The organism is Sphingobacterium daejeonense, from assembly GCF_901472535.1.
In the GTDB taxonomy this organism is placed as follows: domain Bacteria; phylum Bacteroidota; class Bacteroidia; order Sphingobacteriales; family Sphingobacteriaceae; genus Sphingobacterium; species Sphingobacterium daejeonense.
The window spans coordinates 810,266-829,435 of sequence record NZ_LR590470.1; the positions used below are offsets into that span (position 1 = coordinate 810,266).

Consider the following 19,170-nt stretch of genomic DNA (forward strand, 5'->3'; position numbering starts at 1 on the left):
AATTTATTTTATAGAAGAATAGAATTAAAAAGTATTATTTTTATTAATTCCATATTCAGTCCAGATTCTTTTTTCTTCAATTGTATTTTTTAAGATAATGTCATTATTTGCCAGGTTGTCCTTATTATTCTCTTTGTGATATAGATGATAAGCAACAGCAGCAAATTTGAGGAATCTTTTTTTAACACCTTTATTCATCAATCGGAAGGCCATTTCCGAATCTTCCGAACCCCAACCTTGTATACTCTCATTATATCCATTTATGTCGAGAATATCTTGTTTCCAGAATGACATATTGCAACCTCTTAAAATGGCCGGTTGGTTTTTCTTATATCGGTCTGCCAAAAATTTTGAGAGAAACTTTGACCTAACACTATTTAAAATTGACGACAAAGGGAATCTACTTCGATCAACTTTAATGACACCTTTTTGATTTAATAATTCCTTGCTATGCTCTTGGTTAATCCACACACGACTCCCGCATAAAAAACTGTTTTTTTCAACTAAATAAAGGTGGTCGGAAATAAAATGGGAGTCCATTAATATATCTCCATCAATTTGAATTATATACTCTGATGTTGCTACAGCTATTGCTTTGTTTCTAATAACACTTAATCTGAATCCTTTGTCAGGATGCCATACATGGATTAAAGGTACTGGAGATTGTATTTTTAATCTATCGATAAGATTTCTCGTTTCTTCTTCTGAACCATCATCTGCAATAATGATTTCATCAGGCAAACGGTCTTGTTCCCAAACAGTTTGTAAACAACGCTCAAGTGCTTCTGGCCAATTGTAAGTTGATACTAAAACTGTTACAGTTTTAGGCTTTTTGATTTGAATGGCCATACTATTCGCAAAAATGTTTGTCTATTCCTATTTCTGTCCAAGTGATATTATTATTAAGCGTATGTTCCATGATTTCTTTATTTCTTTCTTCTTGAAATGTGTTTTTCTTTTCCGTGTGATAAAGATGGTAAACAATCGCAGCAAATTTAACGATTGACTTTTTAACACCATTATTCATCATCCTTAAAGTAAGGTCTGAATCTTCATGTCCCCATCCTTCATAAGATTCATTATATCCATTTACTGCAAATATATCTTTTTTCCAAAAAGACATATTAGCCCCACGTGCATAATAAATGGGGTAAGAATTTTTATATCTATTCAATAAATAATGAGAAATAATGGGAATTCGAAACCCATTTTCAATTCTTTTATTGCCCCAACCAAAAAGGTTTGGATTTGTATCAAGTTCCTCAATTAATTTTTTTGAATAATCATTACTTAACATGACCCTGCTTCCTTGTAATAAAAAATTTGGACGGGCAGCATTTAAATGATCTTTAATAAAATTTTTATGCAGAAAAACATCTCCATCAATTTGAATTATGTAATCATATTTAGATGTAGCAAATGATTTATTTAAGATGATGGTTTTTCTAAAACCTAAATCTTCCTGCCAAAGATGAACAATTGGAATAGGAAAAGATTTTTGAAGGGTTTCAATTAGATTTTTAGTTTCCAGTGTAGAACCATCATCAGCGATAATAACTTCCGTAGGCAAAACAGTTTGTTCTTCAACACTTTTTAAACATAAGTGGAGAGCGCCTGGCCAGTTATAAGTTGCGATAATTAAGGTGCAATCCATTTTCATCCTATTAATTTAACCAAAAGTTCATCAATTATATATTATATTATTGAATTGCGAAATTATGGTTTTTTAAATTTATTTCAACTATGCAAATTACATGGATTTGAGAAGATTTTTCAATCTTTCCATAATTAAAGGCCATGAATAATGGTTTTGAACATATTCCTTAGCTTTGGATTTGTTTTTCTCAAGAAGGTCAGGATTGGAAAAATATTTATGGACTTTTTGATGGAAATCGTTTTCATTGAAATAGGCTTCTGTTGCGTGTCCACTTTTCTTAGCATGTCCAACTAAAACATCAGATTTACCATTTACTAAAACAGTTTTCCCCAAATTCATTGCTTCTAATAACAGTAAAGACAAACTTTCATTTTTAGATGGGTTTACAATTAGTGTTGCATTTTTTATCAAAGAAATCTTTTCCTCATCAGTGACAAAACCTGTAAACACGATATCAGGATGTTCAATTCTTTCTTGAAATAATCTCCCAGTTAATACCAGTTTTAGGTTACTTGGATGTTTCTTTTTATAACTTATAAACCATGGTATTAGTTTATCCATTTTAGACCCACATACTCTCCCAAAATAATGGATATATTTATCTGGGATTTGAAATTTTTCTTCTAAAAAATCTTTAGATATTTCAGTTTCAAATTCCGTTTCAACGCCCACAGCCAGTATGCTGTTTGGGGATATGTTTTTACCAAAAATACGCTGAGTCAGGTGTTTTTCTTCCTCCGTATTAAAACCAATATGTTTCACTGATGTAAATACATGAGTATGGACAGAACGGAATACATCACCTTCATTATGTACAGTAGGTATAAGTAGGGTTTTGTGTGGTGCTATTCTAGCACCAAATACAGTATGCGGATATACATAAGAAAATAAAATAATAGCTTTATAATCATCTTTATGCTCTTCCAGATATTTTAATAGTTTTACAGAATAAAAACCATGAGTTTGAAGTAATTTTTCTTCATTTTCAATTCCTAAGTCCCACTTTGGAATAATATTGGACAGGGTCTCCAATATGCCCAATCGATATAAATTTCTTCTTATCTTTCTGGAAAATTTTGTTTTTTTGCGCCAATTTTGATGGACATCAGCATTATAAGGCTCACAATCAAATCTTAATATGTTAACTCCATTTAAAGATTCTTTTTCATTTGTGTAATACGGTTCAAATGTGCTATAATTTATAGTTTTACTTGTCAATACATCAACTTCATAATCATCTACTAAACGTTCTGCTAGCATCCTGCAATGGTATTCCGCCCCACCATTTACTTCCTTCCCATACTGACAAACTAAAAAACAAATCTTTTCCATATTTAAAATAGAATTATTAAAATAATACGTATTTTCAACAATAAATCGCTACTCAAAATCTAATTTAGCTTTCACTTTCTCAATCACCATCTCACTAGTTACGAGGTCTATGGCCTCTACTCCATCACACAAGCATGATTTATTTCCATAAACCGAATTTGGTCTATTGGGGTGTTCCACTTGGACACAGTCTTCCATTTTTTGGCCATAGCCAAGGAATCCCGCAAACGGATGTGTTGCGCCCCAGATGGATATGCAAGGAACTCCCATTAAGGATGCCATATGCATTCCTGAGCTGTCCATACTGATCATTAAATCCAGATGTGCAATAATATCAAGCTCTTCACCCAGTTTATATTTCCCAACCACAGAATGAACGTTTGGAAATTTCCTTGCCCATTCTTCAGTGATATCTTTTTCAGCTTGACCACCTCCAAATAAAACCACCTGAGTACCAAGGTCGGACAAATATTTGATTATCTCGGTCATTTTCTCCATAGATAAAACCTTAAATGGATGTTGAGCGAAAGCTGAAATACCTATTTTTTTAGAGTTTGAAGCTAATATAGGCATCATACCTGAAGGAATGAGGCGATGTTGTTTTTCTAAATGATGTTTAAGTTTAACTGGATATCCCAAAGCTCTGAATACATCGGCGTATCGCTCTGTAGTAAGTTTGAGTTGTTTGAATACTTTGTTCTGTTGCCTTGTTAAGGCTTTTTTCTCAGGTCTACCCTTGTCTAGGATTTTCACTTGGTAACCCGCTGTTCTGAAAAGTATATCCAAAAACCTTGACCTTAGGTTATTATGGAGGTCAGCCACTTGTATTGCTCCATACGGTTTCAATTCTTTGAATAATTTCACCAGCCCAGACATGCCTCTATGTTTGTATTTAGGGTCAAATTGGTGAAATTTCAAACGCGGAATCCCATCAAAAAACGCAGAAAATAAAGGGCGCGAAACCATGATAATTTCCGTGTCTGTATGTTGATCTTGAAACTCTCTCAATACCGATGCAACCATGGCTACATCACCCATGGCAGAAAATCTAGTGACCAAGATCCGCTTCATGTAGAGAATTTACTTTTGAGCTCCGTAAAGTACGGGGTTTAAATTAGGGTCGTTGTACATTTTCATCTGTTTGTAGACCTTCATATATTTTTTACCTGTTTCAATATCTGCCAACAACTCGTCAATACTTTGAGATAGATCCTTTCTTTGTTCCAGCAGGATTTGAAGTTTCTCTTGGCAACTTTCAAGATGAGCATTCGAAACATCTGTACGCAAGGTTTCCAAGTTCATGTGGTAGATCTTAAGAGCTAAGATTGATAGCCTGTCAATTGCCCATGCAGGACTTTCAGAATTGATCTTGGCATCAGGTAATGCCACAACATCAGCAAATTTCTGAAGATAATAGCTGTCAATAAACTCAACAGTATCCGTGCGTTCTTGATTTTGGCGGTCGATCCTTCGCTTCCAATAAAGTCCTTCCCGAGGGTCAATATTTGGGTTTCGGATAACATCCTCCATATGCCACTGTGCTGTGTCTATCCAGCATTTAAGGTAAAGTAAATGCTCCAAACTCTCCCGACCATATGGATTGGCAATCGGCTGGTCAATCTTATCATGAACGTGGTAATCTTCAATTACCTTCTGAAAAATATTGTTTGCTATAGCACTGATCATGTACAAATATAGTGAATAGAGGAGATATGAGATAGGTGATAAACGTTTTGTGATAATAAATTTATAAACAAAAGGAATCTATTTTTCTAAAATAGATGATTTATTATCAATGTAGGAAAAATTCCAAACAGCACGACCAAAACAGTTAGCACAACGCCTATTACCAGCATAATGCTGATTTTACTGTCTTCAGAAATAACCGCTTCATCTTCTTTATTTGTCTTCAGAAAAGAATAAAGGGGGATTTTGAAGTAATAGAACAGTGAAATCACTGAAGTCAATGCTCCTACGATCAGTAACCACAGGAAGATCTGATCACCGGCAGATTGGTAGATTTCAAAGATACTGCTGAATACTAATAGTTTCCCTACGAAACCTGCCGTAGGAGGTAAGCCGATCAAGGAAATGCCGACAAGGGAAAAACACGTGAATACGAGCGGTAATTTTTTGCCGAGCCCGGTATATGAACTTATTTGTGTACTTCCCAATTTCTGTTCCAGCACATCAATAAACGCAAAACTAGCAAGATTCATCAGTGTATACACTAGAATATAAAAGAAAAGGATGTCTTGTTGTCCATTGCTGTATCCTATAATCGCCATCATCAGAAATCCAGTGTGCCCAATGGAAGAATAGGCCATCATACGTTTGATATCCGTTTGCCTCAATGCAATTAGGTTTCCTGCAAGCATCGTGACAATGGAAACTATACTGATGAAAAGGAACGTAAGTTCGCTGAAATAAAAGGGGGTACTGATCCAAGCTGTAGCCAACCTTGCCATCAGAATAATGGCAGCAATTTTAGGGACAGTGGAAAGAAATGCTGTAACAGGGGTAGGAGCACCCTCATATACATCTGGCGCCCATAAATGGAAAGGAACAAAACTCAATTTAAATCCAATTCCAGTAAATACAAACAAAATCGCTATGCTGACCATCACCTCAGGTGCTGCGATCAAACCTTGAATATGCCTTGCACTCGCAAAATTAAGGTCGCCGGTAAAACCATAGATCAAAGACAACCCATATAACATAACCGCTGAACATGCAGAACCAAAATAAGGCATATTTCATCGCCGCCTCTGCCTGTTTCTTGTTCTCAGAAAAATAACCAACTAATATATAAGAACAGATGGAAACCATTTCAATCGCAATAAACGCCATCAACCAATGGGTGGTCATTGAAAATAAATTCAGACCAATCCCTGCTGCAAGTAAAATACTATAAAGATCACCTTTTCTTTTCTTGAAATCTCTGTTTGCAAAATGTTGCTGTAAGAATATCGTTGAAACAAATAATCCAAGAGAGATAAAAACCCTAGCGAAAAATGAGGTTTTGTCAACCGTTAACATGCCATAGAACCCATGATTGGTATAATCATGTTGGGTCAATAAAATGATAAATGCAGAAATTATAGTCAGGATTGTAATGAAGAAAGAAGATTGCTTCCAATATTTATCAAAAATAAGAGTACAAGCTATACTCAACAGAAAGCCAATACACAAGGCAAATTCAACCTTGAACAAAGGAATTGACCGAATGATATGGTCTATACTATCTGTTACCTGGAATACAAAATCATTCATCTATCAATCCTCTACAAGTACGTTGTAACCAAATTTAATAAGTTCAGAACAGAGTCATTCAGCACAGCAAAAACCAATGAAGGCATGATGCCCAATAATAGTGCTAAAGCCAAAGTTGGAAATAAAATGATTTGTTCTCGGGTATTCAGATCTGATAATTTATGGGCCCATTCTTCGCCTCCTTTCAATCTTGTCTGACCAAAGAACATACGCTGTAAGGTCCAAAGGAAATATGCTGCACTCATCAATATCCCTAATGATCCAAAAATGGCCATCCAGCGAGGAATTCCAGTATTCATGCTCTCAGCATTGAATGTTCCGATGATAACAAATGCTTCACCAATAAATGCGGAGAATCCTGGCAATCCTAAGGATGCAAAAAAAGCAATGGCAATATAAGCGGTGTATTTGGGCATAATACCAGCCAATCCGCGGAAATTATAAATATACCTATCATGAACGCGGTCATAGATTACACCAACCAAGAAAAATAGGGCAGCTGATAAAAAACCGTGACTCAGCATCTGGAACATAGCGCCTGAAATACCTTCAGCGGTAAGTGAAGCAATTCCCAACAATACAAAACCCATATGCGAAACTGATGAATATGCAATCAGACGCTTTAAATCGGTTTGTGCCAAGGCATTTAATGCTCCATAAATAATAGAAACAACACCAATTAGGCCCAACCACCAATTGGCGTCGGCGGCTGCATCAGGAAAGATTCCCAAACAGATACGGATTACACCATAACCACCAATTTTCAACAGTATCCCTGCAAGAATAATTGATACAGGGGTCGGAGCTTCTACGTGTGCATCAGGTAACCAGGTATGTAAGGGAACAATAGGAATCTTGATGGCGAATGCAATGAAAAGTACTATAAAACCAATCATTCTCGCCGGTATACCCAATATTTCATTGCTATTTCCCAAGAAATCAAAGAATGAACCTTGAACGTAGTTTTCAGGGTTCATCATGTAAAGCATATTGAAGGTATGTGCTCCAGTATTTGGATTTTGAACCGAAAAATAAAGTCCAACAATCACCAATAACATAAATACTGACCCGAATAAAGTATAAATAAAGAACTTGATCGCGGCATATTCTCTTCTGGCACCTCCCCAGATACCTATCAAAAAGTATAGAGGAAGCAACATCACTTCATAGAAAACATAGAACAAGAAGAAATCAAGAGCACAAAATATACCCATGACAGCAGTGTTCAACAGCATCAAAAGCGCAAAATATCCTTTTTTACTTTTCTCCATATTCCATGATGCACCTACAGCCATTAGCATCACAAAAGCACTTAACAATAATAAAGGCAATGAAAACCCATCGACACCAAGGAAATAGTCAATTTCAAGCTTACCAAGGGATCCTAAATCCAACCTTATCCAAGGTAATTGCTCGACATATTGATAGCTTGAAACTTCGTTAAAGTTGCCAGCTATTCCATTGTAATTAGCATACAGATAACCTGCCAACCCAAATTGAACTAAGGTGACAACCAATGCGATATACTTGAAGCTTTGCCCAAACCGGTTGGGAAGAATCAAGATCCCTGCTAAAGCAATCAAAGGAAGAAATATAAGTAAGGATAATGCACCCATCTTATTTTAATATCAAATAAATTATTCCAATTAATAATACCGTGAAGGCAAAACCCAAATAATTCTGGAGCCTTCCATTTTGTACCCATCTCAATAAGTGGCCGATATAATAGGTCGTGCCACCAATTGTATTTACCAATCCATCCACTATGTTGCGGTCAATCCAACTGCTCAATTGAGCGGTTCCTCGAACGACCGAGGCCAACATGTTGACAAACCCATCAATAATATTTCTGTCAAACCAATATAAGCCATTGCTCAAGCTCAAGGTGCTATTGACAAAAGCCTTTTGATAAATCTCGTTTAAATAACCCTGATTCAGGGAAAGTGCGATCCATCCATTCTGAGCATTTAATGGATACTTATTTTTTACATACCACTTCCAGCCTATTGCCCAAGAAATTGCAGATCCAAGAGTCAAGAAAATCGGCAGAATAATATGCAATGAATGAATTTCAGAGAATGAATATTTTACATCAAAACCACTTAAAATAAAAGAATGATGATATGCAAATGGATTCCAAGAAAACACAAAAAATAATAAACAAATTGCTAAAAAAATCATGGGACCAATCATGGTTAGGTTGGCTTCATGAATATTCATTTTCTCAACTTGTAGTCTAAATTCTCCAAAAAAACACTTTGAAAATCAGCCTTCCAATATAGAACGCCGTCAAAATACTCACAATGGTTAAAACGATTGGGATAATAACAAAACCTTGTCCATGATGCAAAGCCCATTCAAACGTGGAAATCAAAATAGCATCTTTTGAAAGGAAACCAGAGGTCAATGGGAAACCAGCTAATGCTAGAGAAGCAATCGACATGAGCATGAATGTCTTTGGCATCCACTTCCTCAATCCTCCCATGTTGTTGATGTCCTGGGGGTCTATGTCTAAATGATTAGCTTCTTTTAGGTGTGCCATTTCATGGATGATTGCACCTGCAGAAAGGAATAGGAGGCATTTAAAGAAAGCATGGGTGGCTAGGTGAAACATCGCAGCATCCCAAGCTCCAACCCCCAACCGCTACAACCATATAACCTAATTGAGAAATAGTGGAAAAAGCCAAAATTCGTTTGATATCTTTTTGGCTGAGAGCAAAATATGCCGATAACAATGCTGTAAGGGTACCTATGATGGTTATAAATAGCAGCACAGTCTCATTGAAAAGAGGAAATACGGTGCTTATTAAGAACACTCCGGCAGCAACCATGGTAGCAGCATGGATTAAAGAGGAAACTGCAGTGGGACCTTCCATAGCATCTGGTAGCCAAACATGCAAGGGAAATTGAGCCGACTTTGCCATTGCACCAACAAAAAAGCAGATGCCAGTAAATGTCATCCAACCTGCAGTTGCCTGAGGTAATGTTGATACCAATCCTTCCTTGCCAAAAAGTTCTACCAAGTTTAAGCTTCCATAAATAGAATAAACTGATGCGATACCCAATAAAAATCCTAAATCACCAATTCTATTGATTATAAAAGCTTTTTTGTTTGCTTGTACAGCTGATTCTTTCGTGAACCAAAATCCAATCAGGAGGTAAGATGCAAAACCAACCAATTCCCAGAAGATATACATCATTAATAGATTGTTGGAAATAGTCAGCCCCAACATCGAAAAACAAAATAAACTCAGGTACATCCAATACCGATGGATACCAGGGTCACCCTTCATATAAGTCCTAGAATAAATATGAACAGGCAATGCGATAACGCAAACAATTAACTGCATTAATACAGTTAGATTGTTTAATAAAACTCCTATCGTAAACGTATGGGTGCCTATGGTAAACCAATTGTAGTCAGCTGAAATAGGAGTAGATTTCCATACCTCAGCAAAGACAAATATTAGACTCAAAATAGTGCTTAAAAGAATCGCAATCAATGAAACATTACCTGATTTGCCTCTTTTTCCAAGGATTGCTTGAATGAGGAAAGCAAGGAAAGGCAGAAGCACAACAAGTATGCTTCCCATTACTGGCGATATGTTAAGCAGCTCACTCATTAGTCTCTTAAATCGGTTATATTATCCGGATTGATTGTTTTGTATTTTCTATAGACATTTAAAATAATGGCGAGACCGACTGCAACTGCTGCTGCTGCCAAAACAATGGCGAAAAGCGCAAATATTTGTCCGCCATAGTTTATTTTATCATATCGGCTGAAAGCTACAAGATTCAAGATTGAAGCATTGATAACAAATTCAATCCCTACCAAAATCATAATGGCGTTTCTCTTCGCTATAATGGCGTAAAGACCAATACAAAATAAACACGCAGATACAATCAGAAAATGGGTAAGCGTGATCATTTACTATCCTCCTTTCGAGATAAATGTGCTGCACCGATCAAAGCTGCCAATAAGAAGATAGATATAACCTCAAATGGCAAGAGATATTGAGTCATAAATTTGATTCCCAATTGATTGATGTTGTTATCAGTAGATTTGATAATTTGACCACTGCGAATATTTTCGTTTATCCAATTTGGACTATTTTCCTGCCATTCAATAATTCCGTAAACCATCACAGCAAGAAATCCTATGCACAGTAATAAAGATTGCCAATTGGGTAAGGAAAGAAACCTTGCTGAGGTATTCTGAAGATCTGCCAATAGTTCTTTGTTGGAAAGCATAAATGCAAAAATCATAAGGATTAATACACCGCCTACATAGACCATGATTTGTGTAATTGCCACGAAATCAGCTAAAGCAAATATAAACAGCCCAGCCATGCCGAATAAAACAACAAAGAATAGAAATAATGCCCGAGCTGTATTTTTGAGACTAACTACCAATAGGGCAGACCCTAAGGTCAAAGCGGCAAAAGCATAAAATATGGCTAACTCCATTATTTTTTCTTTGCTGCCTCCTTTTCAGCTTGAAACTTCGTCCATTCTTCCTTTCGAAGTTTGATTTCTTCAGCGGTCATATCTGCGAAGGAATAGGTTAAGTCGGCAAGATTAGTAGTTACACGATCATATTTATCAGTCATGGTAATACACTCAGTAGGACATACTACAGTACATAGACCACAATACATGCATTTTGCCATGTCAATATCGAACTCTGCAGCATACAGTCTTTTTACTGAGCCATCAGAAGTTTTGCCAATAGCCTCTGGAGATTTAATGGCCTCAATGGTTATACAGTCAACTGGACATGCCTTCGCACATAGATCACAAACAATACAATCATCTATTTCTACGTCCAATTGGTACCTGGCGACTTCAGGGATTGGCATTTTTTCCCTAGGATATTGTACCGTCGTTACCCCAGTTTGTTGGTCAAAATAATTCTCTTTCTTAATATCCAGTGATTGACGCTTTTTGCGGGCACTAAAAAGGTGTCTCACCGTTAATGTAAGTCCTTTAAGGGCAGTCGCCACTCCTTGTATCGTCGTTTTAAGTATCAATTATATCATTATTAGTATTCTCCATAATCCTGAAATGGCCATACAAACAAAAGCCAAAGGAATAAGGATCTTCCAACATAAAGTCATCAGCTGATCAGCACGGAATCGAGGTAATGTCCATCGAATCCAGATTTGAACAGCAACAATAAATAGGGATTTCAACAATGTCCAGAAAATCCCCCAAATAGGACCCGTAGTCCAATCCGCCAATCTTGCCGGACCAATATTAGGCAATGGCGTATTCCATCCTCCCAAGAAGATCACAACACCCAACATCGACACCAAGAACATCATGGCATACTCCGCCAAAAAAATAAAAGCAAACCGAATTCCACCGTATTCAGTGTGGAATCCTCCAATCAATTCACTTTCGGCCTCTGGAATATCAAATGGTGCCCTATTACACTCGGCCAAAGTCGCTATAAAAAATATAGCATAGCTAATCAGTAGATGGGGTGCCTGAAATACATTCCATGTCAATAAGCCACCAATATCATTCACTTTCCAGAATCCCAAGAAGTATATATCTTGGGTTGCCCAAACACCTTGGTTTAAAGCGATATCATTTAAATTGAGGGTTTGGGTAATCATGACAGCTGCTATCAAGGACAAACCTACTGGTAGCTCATAAGATATCATTTGTGCAATGGCGCGGATGGATCCCAATAATGAAAACTTATTGTTTGACCCCCAGCCAGCCATAAGGATACCAATCGCATCTATCGACACGACTGCCATAATGAAAAATAGACCTGTATGTGTATTGGATGGTAATAAATCTGGTCCCCAGGGTACAACGCTATAACCAATGAAAACGGCAACGAATATTATAACCGGTGCGGCAGCAAATAGGATTTTGTCCGCAGCGGATGGAGAAATCAATTCCTTTTGAAGGAGTTTGAGGATATCAGCAAAGGTCTGCAATAAACCATATTTTCCCGTCTCCATGGGACCTAACCTATCCTGAACAAAACCCGCTATCTTACGCTCTGCATACACAGCAAATAGCGTAAAAAGTGCAATAAACAGAAATATTGCTACAGGTGTTAGGATATTAATGATTAAGCTGTCCAATCTGCTTTTTAGATTAATTCTTAATTAGCTACAAACATAAGGAAAATCGTATTAAATAAGCCATATATAATGTCATTTACAAAGGTTTTTTGACTGTTTAATCAAAATTTTTGAAAGTTTATCCCAGTTTTAAATCTTTGCATGGTATTTGTCATATCCATCCAAAATTGACTGATTGGAAAATTATTTTTTAAACCTTTTGGAAAATTTTAGGTATTAATAATAAGAGTTTAAACAATGATATATATGAAAAAATCTATTTTTAGTGCATTGGCAGTTTTAACTATTTTATTTGCTAGCTGCGCTGGAGGGAAAAAAGTTGTAGCAAATCAATCATCTGAGCAATCTGAAATAACAGGTAACAGATGGGTACTAATCGAATTGAATGGGAAAGAAATTACCGGTAAGTTAAATAATAAGGAACCATTTTTAGACTTCATGAACGACGGAACTCGATATGCAGCATCCGGCGGTTGTAATACAATGGGAGGTGAATACCTTTTTGGTGGAAATGGAAAAATCACATTTAAGCCAGGAATGTCTACCATGATGGCTTGTGATGATATGGAAACTGATAAATTGTTGTCAGAAGTGTTCAAAAACACGAATAATTACACCTTGAATGCCGACATCTTATCCTTGAATCAAGGAAAAAAAGCTCCGTTGGCGAAATTCCGTAAAGTAGATGCTCAAAATAATTTGGCAGGAACATGGACCTTGGATTATATCGATGGTGCAGGTACCACATTCGAAGAATTGTACCCAAATAATAAACCAACCATTACCTTCGACCCTAACTCGAATAAAGTAACAGGTAATGGAGGTTGTAATAACTTTAATTCAAGTGCAGAAGTTAATGGTCGTAACATTAAGTTTTCACCTATTGCATCGACAAGAATGGCTTGTCAAGGAAATGGCGAACCTTTATTCTTCCAAACATTGCAAAAAGTAAATGTTCAAAGTGTAAATGGTGACCAGTTAACTCTTATCGTTGGTGATATTGCCGTAATGAGATTTAAAAAGAATAAATAAGAATTCTATTTCGAATATCTAGATAAATGAAAAGCGCCTGAGAATTTTTCTCAGGCGCTTTCTATTTTTTATAGTGTTGGCTTTAGTTAAGGGTTTCTTCAACCCATAAACCATCTGATTTGATGATCTCAATCAGTTCATCCAATGCTTTTGCCGAGGATACATTTCTTTTCACCACTTCTTTCCCTCTATATAAAGTGATTTTATCGGGGCCGGCACCCACATAGCCATAATCTGCATCGGCCATCTCACCGGGACCATTTACGATACAACCCATAATACCAATCTTTAACCCTTTCAGGTGATTGGTCCTGCTACGGATCATCTGTGTAGTTTCTTGAAGGTCAAATAGTGTCCTACCACAACTCGGACAGGAGATGTATTCTGTTTTTGAAATTCTAGATCTTGTCGCTTGTAAAATCCCAAAGGAAACCGACGCAATTTTATCTGTTGGTGTTGCTGGAGAGTCCAACCAGATCCCTGATCCCAAGCCATCAATAAGCAATGCCCCAAAATCCGTGGCTGCATACAATTGGATCTTGGAAATAGGCTCCTCCGGATTCATAATGTCACCAATAGGACCTGAAAACTCAGACGCTGGATAGCTGCGTTTAATGATCACTGGAGCATGAATACCGATCTCTTGAAAATTCGTAAAGAATTGCCTTTGATCTGCCATACCATGCAAATGGTCGGTTTCAAGAATAAAAACAGTAGTCTTATTAATTTGCAAGGCCGCAAAATCTTCCGATTCCAATTGATCGTTGCTCACATAAATCAGGTTCATCGCAGCGTCTTTAGTTTCTGCTGCATTGTATTCCTGCAAAGTGTAGATCGGATGGATATTAGTCTTGTTTTCTAACCCCAACCAAGTTTTATAATTATATAGCTGTTTTAAGTTTCCAGGCATAGAAAAGGAGGGAAGGGAATCACCTAAGAACACAAAATCAACAGATTGGTCCCCCATATGATATTTGTCTAACAGCGCATCATACTTATACCCTACATCAGAAAGAATAAAAGGATCTTTCAGATTTTGATTTGAAATATCAACGATAATTCTTGGAACCAATGATCCTCCAATAAAAGCATTCACCTCATCCGATTCATAAGGACTGGTTGCTCTTTCTGGTGCCAATTGGATAACTTCTCTTTTTGGAGTTTCCAATAAATCCTGGACACGTTTACTGTATCTATTTACTAAGGCTATTGCTACTGGAGCTTCCTTTTCGGGTTCTTCTGTCAAAGAAACACGAACGGTATCTCCAAGCCCGTCTTCCAGTAAAGTTCCTATTCCAACTGCAGATTTTATTCGGCCATCTTCTCCGTCACCTGCTTCAGTAACACCGAGGTGCAATGGGTAATTCATATTTTCTGCAACCATTTTCTCAACCAATAGGCGGTAGGCTTGTACCATCACCTGTGGGTTTGAGGATTTCATGGATACACATAAATTGTAATAATTCAAGTCCTCACAGATACGGATAAATTCCAATGCCGATTCAACCATACCTTCAGGAGTATCTCCATAACGGCTCATGATCCGGTCAGACAAAGAACCATGATTGGTGCCGATCCTCATGGCAGTACCATATTCCTTACAGATATTTACTAATGGGGCGAATTTTTTATAGATACGGTCCAACTCTGCCTGATAGGCAGCGTCAGTATAATCGATTTGGTCAAATTTCTTTTTATCGGCATAATTGCCAGGGTTCACTCTTACTTTTTCAACGATTCGGGCTGCAACCTCAGCAGCATTTGGAGTGAAGTGGATATCTGCTACTAAAGAAACAGTATAGCCTCGAGCTCTAAGTTCCTTCCTAATATTGGCTAGGTTTTCAGCTTCTTTGATACTAGGTGCAGTGATGCGAACATATTCACAACCGGCATCAACCATTTTTATGGTCTGCTCTACTGAACCCATCGTATCCATCGTGTCAACCGTAGTCATACTTTGGATTCGAATAGGGTTGTTGCCTCCCATCGGGATATCCCCAATTTGAACTTCCCGGGTGAAAAACCTAGAATATTCAGTCTTGCTGTTGCAATAGCCCCCCGACAATGTTATCAAATGCTTACTTTCCATATCGATGCAAAGTTAGCTAATTTCACGTTTAATAGCGTAAGATCGATAATGAATTTGCCGCACCCGAAACCTTGATGTCATATTTATTGGCTTCTTGGTCGTAATTTTTGCTCTTGCGGTAGTCATCTTGCACAATATCAACATCCTCGTATTTATTGTTAGAGAATAAAGCGTCTGTTTCTACTTGGCATGCGGCACCCTTCGGTAAGTATAGAAGAACTTTCGAAGCAGCTGTATTCACCTCAATTTCTGAAACGCCAGCATTTGGTTTGGGAAGGTGGATGTCTAAAGAACTTGCACCAGAATTTACTTCAAGTTTCTTGACACGAATATCTTTGAAATCTCCAATAATAGCTGCCGCTCCAACATTAAACTCAAACTCCCAGATCGGTTTTCTGTTTAACTCAACATTGATCAAGCTATTGTTGTACTTGTTGTTTTTCATCTTGCTGTTCAACTCCAGCTTGACATCGCGATCACCTTTACTCTTCAGATTTAAAGAAGCAGTTGATTGGGATGTTTTCGCTGTCATAACATGGCTGGAATCATTGCCTGTCGTAAAATTATATTTTGCCGCTCCACCATTCACTGTGAGTTTTGCCGATTCAATGACCGCTGGCATGGGTTGAGAAACCAATTGAGCAAAAGAACCCGACACTTCATTGTCAGATGATGAAAAATCTATGTTCTCAAGTTTATCGTAAACACTTGCTTTACTGGTAACACCATTATAGAATATTATGCCACATAAAATGATGTTGGTTCCTATAACGATATATTTTCCATAGGTCCGACCCTGCAGTAACATACTTACCCCGATGGAAACCAAAATTAATGGCCATAAATTAATAATGCCGAAAAAATTGAAGTCTATAACTTTCAGATTGTGTAGCAAGAATACAACTCCTGCAAATACCAACCATATCCCTGTTGCAATTTTATTGTTCATTGTTTGTTAGCTTTGTTAACCAAAACTAATACGATAATACAAATTAAATAATGGAAAATAGGCTTGACTTGTCATTTTTTCGGTAAATCAATTAGTTTTGTCGGTGAAAAGATTCATTCAGAATTTGTATCTTGAACGCATCTAAAACAATTTTGTTAAGGATACGTTAGAATTATTGATTAAAAACAAAAATATATAAGAAAACCAACGTATGATATTTTATTATTTTGGTGAATATATCCTGTTGTTGAAGAAGGTTTTTCGAAAACCTGAAAAAATGAAGATCTATCTCAAAGAGATCTTCCACGAAATGACAGAGATTGGAGTTGGGTCGTTGGGCTTAATTGTTATTATTTCTACTTTTATCGGTGCGGTAATGACCATGCAGATTGCCTTTCAGTTGGTTTCGGATTTGATCCCAACTTCTGTAATCGGTCAGATCAATCGTGACTCCAATATCTTGGAGCTCGGGCCAACCATTTCAGGATTGGTATTGATGGGGAAAGTGGGATCCGCTATTTCATCGCAAATCGGTTCCATGCGTGTAACCGAACAAATCGATGCCCTAGAAAATCATGGGTATAAATGCCGCTGGATATTTGATCCTCCCTAAAATCATTGCAGGAGTAATTATGGTACCTGTATTGGTTATTATAGCTATCGGTTGTGCATTGGTGGGTGGTCTTCTCGGTGGAGCATTGTCAGGAGCCGTAACACCAGATGATTATATTGAAGGGATTAGAGGTGGGTTTAATGGGTTCACAATGGTGGTAGCGATGGTAAAAGCAACAGTATTTGGGTTTATTATCACATCAGTTCCAGCATATAAAGGATTTCACGTCCGCGGGGGAGCATTGGAGGTTGGACAGGCAGGCACGAGAGCTGTAGTAATAGGATGTATATCCATATTAGCATGTGATTATCTGATCACAGCATTAATGTTGTAATTAATTTATGATTGAAGTAACAAATATACATAAGTCATTTGGTGACAACCTTGTTCTTGATGGAATTGATGCCATTTTTGAACCGGGCAAAGTAAGTCTTATTATTGGTGGATCCGGTTCTGGGAAAAGTACTTTGCTGAAGTGTATCGTCGGATTGCATCAGCCTGACCAAGGTAAAGTCTTCTTTGACAAACAAGAATTTACAAAAATGGATTTCGAAGAGAAAGTTCCAATTCGTAAAGAAATTGGAATGCTCTTTCAGAACTCCGCACTCTTTGACTCCATGACCGTTGAACAGAACATCGTCTTTACCCTAGATATGTTCACCGAAATGAGCAAAGCGGAAAAGATTGATCGTGCAAATTTCTGTTTTGGAACGTGTAAACTTGGCTGGGAAAAATGATTTATATCCATCTGAGCTTTCAGGGGGTATGAAAAAAAGGGTAGGTATCGCCAGGGCAATCAGTATGAGCCCAAAATATCTATTCTGTGACGAGCCCAATTCAGGCCTTGATCCAGCGACTTCAATTTTGATCGATGAACTCGTGCTCGATTTGACCGAAGAATATAAATGTACAACCGTCGTGGTGACCCATGATATGAACTCCGTAATGGGGATCGGAAATTATATCCTGTTCTTATATAAAGGAAAAAAATACTGGGAAGGGTCAAATCAGGACATGTTGAAGTCTGACAACAAAGAATTAAATGACTTTGTCTTTGCTAGTCCGTTGATGAAAGCCGCTAGGGAAAGCTTAAAGGAAGAAGACAGGTAGAATATTAGTTCCGTTGAATTTTCTATCTTTGCAGAAAAACAAGCATCTTGAACAACAATTCCCAAATACAACTACTAACGCCTCAGCATTGGAAAGATTATGAATTAATCGACTGCGGGGACTTCGAAAAACTTGAACGCTTTGGAGAATTAATCCTAATTCGTCCCGAACCACAAGCTGTATGGCCAAAAGCACTTGGAGATGCGGAGTGGAACAAACGCTATCATATTAAATTCAAAGGCCGTTCGGCAACATCTGGTGATTGGTTGAAAAAAAATCCTAAAACACCAGATAGATGGCATATTCAGTATAAAAACAAAGACGCTGAAATCAAGTTCAGACTGGGACTTACCTCCTTCAAGCACGTAGGTATTTTTCCTGAACAAGCCGTAAACTGGGATTATATTTCTGATTCGGTTAAGTCTTTTAAGAACCCAAAACCGAAGGTCTTAAATCTCTTCGCTTATACTGGTGGTGCATCGCTGATTGCTAAGGCTGCTGGAGCAGATACTACACATGTCGACTCCATCAAACAAGTAGTAACTTGGGCAAATGAAAATCAAGAGCTTTCCGGATTGACAGATATACGTTGGGTAGTAGAAGATGCACTCAAATTCGTAAAGAGAGAATTGAAAAGAGGAAACACCTATAACGGTATTATCCTAGATCCTCCAGCTTATGGGCATGGTCCAAAAGGAGAAAAATGGAAACTGGAAGACCATATCATGGAAATGATGCGCGATGTCGTGCAGTTATTGGATCCTAAAGAACATTTCTTGATTCTTAACACTTATTCTTTGGGTTTCTCATCTGTGATCGTAGAAAACTTAATCAAGACTTCTTTTCCTAAAGTCGAAAACTTAGAGATCGGAGAACTATACCTTCAAGCTACCGCAGGGCCAAAATTACCATTGGGAGTATTCGGGAAATTCAGAAAAATAGCAAAATAATTGCATTAAGATATAAAAGAAAATAGCCATCGAAAGATGGCTATTTTTGTTTTTCATAGGT

General features: G+C 37.4%; 19 protein-coding genes and 2 pseudogenes. 4 read left to right on the plus strand and 17 right to left on the minus strand.

Annotated features, from left to right (window positions below):
• Nucleotides 1-24: 24 nt before the first annotated feature.
• The 15 genes from FGL31_RS03845 to nuoH form a co-directional block, all read right to left on the minus strand.
• The gene (locus FGL31_RS03845; RefSeq protein WP_138089754.1) at nucleotides 25-849 is read right to left on the minus strand and encodes a glycosyltransferase family 2 protein; all 825 of its coding nucleotides are present in this window, start codon (nucleotides 847-849) and stop codon (nucleotides 25-27) included.
• Nucleotide 850: 1 nt separating this feature from the next.
• On the minus strand, nucleotides 851-1,660 hold the full coding sequence (locus FGL31_RS03850) for a glycosyltransferase family 2 protein (RefSeq protein ID WP_138089755.1): 810 nt from the start codon (nucleotides 1,658-1,660) through the stop codon (nucleotides 851-853).
• Between the two features lie 90 nt (nucleotides 1,661-1,750).
• Nucleotides 1,751-2,989, minus strand: a complete 1,239-nt coding sequence (locus tag FGL31_RS03855) for a glycosyltransferase (RefSeq protein WP_138089756.1) — start codon at nucleotides 2,987-2,989, stop codon at nucleotides 1,751-1,753.
• Nucleotides 2,990-3,037: 48 nt separating this feature from the next.
• Nucleotides 3,038-4,060, minus strand: a complete 1,023-nt coding sequence (locus FGL31_RS03860; RefSeq protein ID WP_138089757.1) for a glycosyltransferase family 9 protein — start codon at nucleotides 4,058-4,060, stop codon at nucleotides 3,038-3,040.
• A 9-nt stretch (nucleotides 4,061-4,069) separates the two neighbouring features.
• Nucleotides 4,070-4,675 (minus strand): DUF4254 domain-containing protein, encoded by a 606-nt coding sequence (locus tag FGL31_RS03865; RefSeq protein WP_138089758.1) that lies wholly within the window; start codon nucleotides 4,673-4,675, stop codon nucleotides 4,070-4,072.
• 86 nt (nucleotides 4,676-4,761) lie between these two features.
• Entirely contained in the window at nucleotides 4,762-5,709 is a 948-nt protein-coding gene (locus FGL31_RS03870; protein ID WP_262709034.1) for an NADH-quinone oxidoreductase subunit N, read from the minus strand.
• Nucleotides 5,663-6,262, minus strand: coding sequence for a proton-conducting transporter transmembrane domain-containing protein (locus FGL31_RS27460; protein WP_262709035.1), 600 nt, complete (start codon nucleotides 6,260-6,262; stop codon nucleotides 5,663-5,665). Before FGL31_RS27460 ends, FGL31_RS03870 begins: the two co-directional genes overlap by 47 nt.
• A gap of 11 nt (nucleotides 6,263-6,273) precedes the next feature.
• Nucleotides 6,274-7,878 carry a complex I subunit 4 family protein gene (locus tag FGL31_RS03875; RefSeq protein WP_138089759.1) on the minus strand — a complete coding sequence of 535 codons (1,605 nt, stop codon included), beginning with the start codon at nucleotides 7,876-7,878 and terminating at the stop codon, nucleotides 6,274-6,276.
• A gap of 1 nt (nucleotide 7,879) precedes the next feature.
• On the minus strand, nucleotides 7,880-8,482 hold the full coding sequence (locus tag FGL31_RS24480) for a NuoL/Nad5 family protein (RefSeq protein ID WP_232046249.1): 603 nt from the start codon (nucleotides 8,480-8,482) through the stop codon (nucleotides 7,880-7,882).
• Nucleotides 8,483-8,498: 16 nt separating this feature from the next.
• Nucleotides 8,499-8,876 (minus strand): proton-conducting transporter transmembrane domain-containing protein, encoded by a 378-nt coding sequence (locus FGL31_RS27465; protein ID WP_262709036.1) that lies wholly within the window; start codon nucleotides 8,874-8,876, stop codon nucleotides 8,499-8,501.
• Complete coding sequence (locus FGL31_RS03880) at nucleotides 8,845-9,855, minus strand: NADH-quinone oxidoreductase subunit 5 family protein (RefSeq protein WP_262709037.1); 1,011 nt, start codon at nucleotides 9,853-9,855, stop codon at nucleotides 8,845-8,847. Before FGL31_RS03880 ends, FGL31_RS27465 begins: the two co-directional genes overlap by 32 nt.
• Before the next feature lie 29 nt (nucleotides 9,856-9,884).
• On the minus strand, nucleotides 9,885-10,190 hold the full coding sequence (gene nuoK, locus FGL31_RS03885) for an NADH-quinone oxidoreductase subunit NuoK (RefSeq protein WP_138089760.1): 306 nt from the start codon (nucleotides 10,188-10,190) through the stop codon (nucleotides 9,885-9,887).
• Nucleotides 10,187-10,729: an NADH-quinone oxidoreductase subunit J family protein gene (locus tag FGL31_RS03890; protein WP_138089761.1), complete on the minus strand. Its 543-nt coding sequence runs from the start codon at nucleotides 10,727-10,729 to the stop codon at nucleotides 10,187-10,189. Before FGL31_RS03890 ends, nuoK begins: the two co-directional genes overlap by 4 nt.
• Nucleotides 10,729-11,289 carry a 4Fe-4S binding protein gene (locus tag FGL31_RS03895; protein ID WP_138094652.1) on the minus strand — a complete coding sequence of 187 codons (561 nt, stop codon included), beginning with the start codon at nucleotides 11,287-11,289 and terminating at the stop codon, nucleotides 10,729-10,731. The genes FGL31_RS03890 and FGL31_RS03895 overlap by 1 nt, the downstream gene beginning before the upstream one ends.
• Before the next feature lie 3 nt (nucleotides 11,290-11,292).
• Entirely contained in the window at nucleotides 11,293-12,366 is a 1,074-nt protein-coding gene (nuoH, locus tag FGL31_RS03900; RefSeq protein ID WP_138089762.1) for an NADH-quinone oxidoreductase subunit NuoH, read from the minus strand.
• Nucleotides 12,367-12,612: 246 nt separating this feature from the next.
• Between nuoH and FGL31_RS03905 the strand changes: the two genes are divergently transcribed.
• Complete coding sequence (locus FGL31_RS03905; RefSeq protein ID WP_138089763.1) at nucleotides 12,613-13,398, plus strand: META domain-containing protein; 786 nt, start codon at nucleotides 12,613-12,615, stop codon at nucleotides 13,396-13,398.
• A gap of 82 nt (nucleotides 13,399-13,480) precedes the next feature.
• On the opposite strand, the gene ispG is transcribed toward FGL31_RS03905, so the two are convergent.
• Nucleotides 13,481-15,487 carry a (E)-4-hydroxy-3-methylbut-2-enyl-diphosphate synthase gene (gene ispG, locus FGL31_RS03910; RefSeq protein WP_138089764.1) on the minus strand — a complete coding sequence of 669 codons (2,007 nt, stop codon included), beginning with the start codon at nucleotides 15,485-15,487 and terminating at the stop codon, nucleotides 13,481-13,483.
• A gap of 28 nt (nucleotides 15,488-15,515) precedes the next feature.
• A complete protein-coding gene (locus FGL31_RS03915; protein WP_138089765.1) occupies nucleotides 15,516-16,436 on the minus strand; it encodes a toast rack family protein in 921 nt (306 codons plus the stop codon).
• A gap of 211 nt (nucleotides 16,437-16,647) precedes the next feature.
• On the opposite strand from FGL31_RS03915, the pseudogene FGL31_RS03920 reads away from it, so the two are divergent.
• The 3 genes and pseudogenes from FGL31_RS03920 to FGL31_RS03930 all read left to right on the plus strand — a co-directional run bounded on the left by FGL31_RS03920 (nucleotide 16,648) and on the right by FGL31_RS03930 (nucleotide 19,109).
• Nucleotides 16,648-17,383: pseudogene (locus FGL31_RS03920) on the plus strand (MlaE family ABC transporter permease).
• Between the two features lie 7 nt (nucleotides 17,384-17,390).
• Nucleotides 17,391-18,159 (plus strand): annotated as a pseudogene (locus tag FGL31_RS03925) (ABC transporter ATP-binding protein).
• Between the two features lie 47 nt (nucleotides 18,160-18,206).
• The gene (locus FGL31_RS03930; RefSeq protein ID WP_373604706.1) at nucleotides 18,207-19,109 is read left to right on the plus strand and encodes a class I SAM-dependent methyltransferase; all 903 of its coding nucleotides are present in this window, start codon (nucleotides 18,207-18,209) and stop codon (nucleotides 19,107-19,109) included.
• Nucleotides 19,110-19,170 lie beyond the last annotated feature (61 nt).

Coding starts and splice junctions, on each gene's coding strand:
- ispG (WP_138089764.1), bottom strand. CDS start 15,487: ATGGAAAGTAAGCATTTGATAACATTGTCGGGGGGCTATTGCAACAGC.
- FGL31_RS03870 (WP_262709034.1), bottom strand. CDS start 5,709: ATGTTATATGGGTTGTCTTTGATCTATGGTTTTACCGGCGACCTTAAT.
- FGL31_RS03875 (WP_138089759.1), bottom strand. CDS start 7,878: ATGGGTGCATTATCCTTACTTATATTTCTTCCTTTGATTGCTTTAGCA.
- FGL31_RS03855 (WP_138089756.1), bottom strand. CDS start 2,989: ATGGAAAAGATTTGTTTTTTAGTTTGTCAGTATGGGAAGGAAGTAAAT.
- FGL31_RS27465 (WP_262709036.1), bottom strand. CDS start 8,876: ATGTTTCACCTAGCCACCCATGCTTTCTTTAAATGCCTCCTATTCCTT.
- FGL31_RS27460 (WP_262709035.1), bottom strand. CDS start 6,262: ATGAATGATTTTGTATTCCAGGTAACAGATAGTATAGACCATATCATT.
- FGL31_RS03905 (WP_138089763.1), top strand. CDS start 12,613: ATGAAAAAATCTATTTTTAGTGCATTGGCAGTTTTAACTATTTTATTT.
- FGL31_RS24480 (WP_232046249.1), bottom strand. CDS start 8,482: ATGAATATTCATGAAGCCAACCTAACCATGATTGGTCCCATGATTTTT.
- FGL31_RS03845 (WP_138089754.1), bottom strand. CDS start 849: ATGGCCATTCAAATCAAAAAGCCTAAAACTGTAACAGTTTTAGTATCA.
- FGL31_RS03860 (WP_138089757.1), bottom strand. CDS start 4,060: ATGAAGCGGATCTTGGTCACTAGATTTTCTGCCATGGGTGATGTAGCC.
- nuoK (WP_138089760.1), bottom strand. CDS start 10,190: ATGATCACGCTTACCCATTTTCTGATTGTATCTGCGTGTTTATTTTGT.
- FGL31_RS03915 (WP_138089765.1), bottom strand. CDS start 16,436: ATGAACAATAAAATTGCAACAGGGATATGGTTGGTATTTGCAGGAGTT.
- FGL31_RS03850 (WP_138089755.1), bottom strand. CDS start 1,660: ATGAAAATGGATTGCACCTTAATTATCGCAACTTATAACTGGCCAGGC.
- FGL31_RS03890 (WP_138089761.1), bottom strand. CDS start 10,729: ATGGAGTTAGCCATATTTTATGCTTTTGCCGCTTTGACCTTAGGGTCT.
- FGL31_RS03880 (WP_262709037.1), bottom strand. CDS start 9,855: ATGGGAAGCATACTTGTTGTGCTTCTGCCTTTCCTTGCTTTCCTCATT.
- FGL31_RS03865 (WP_138089758.1), bottom strand. CDS start 4,675: ATGATCAGTGCTATAGCAAACAATATTTTTCAGAAGGTAATTGAAGAT.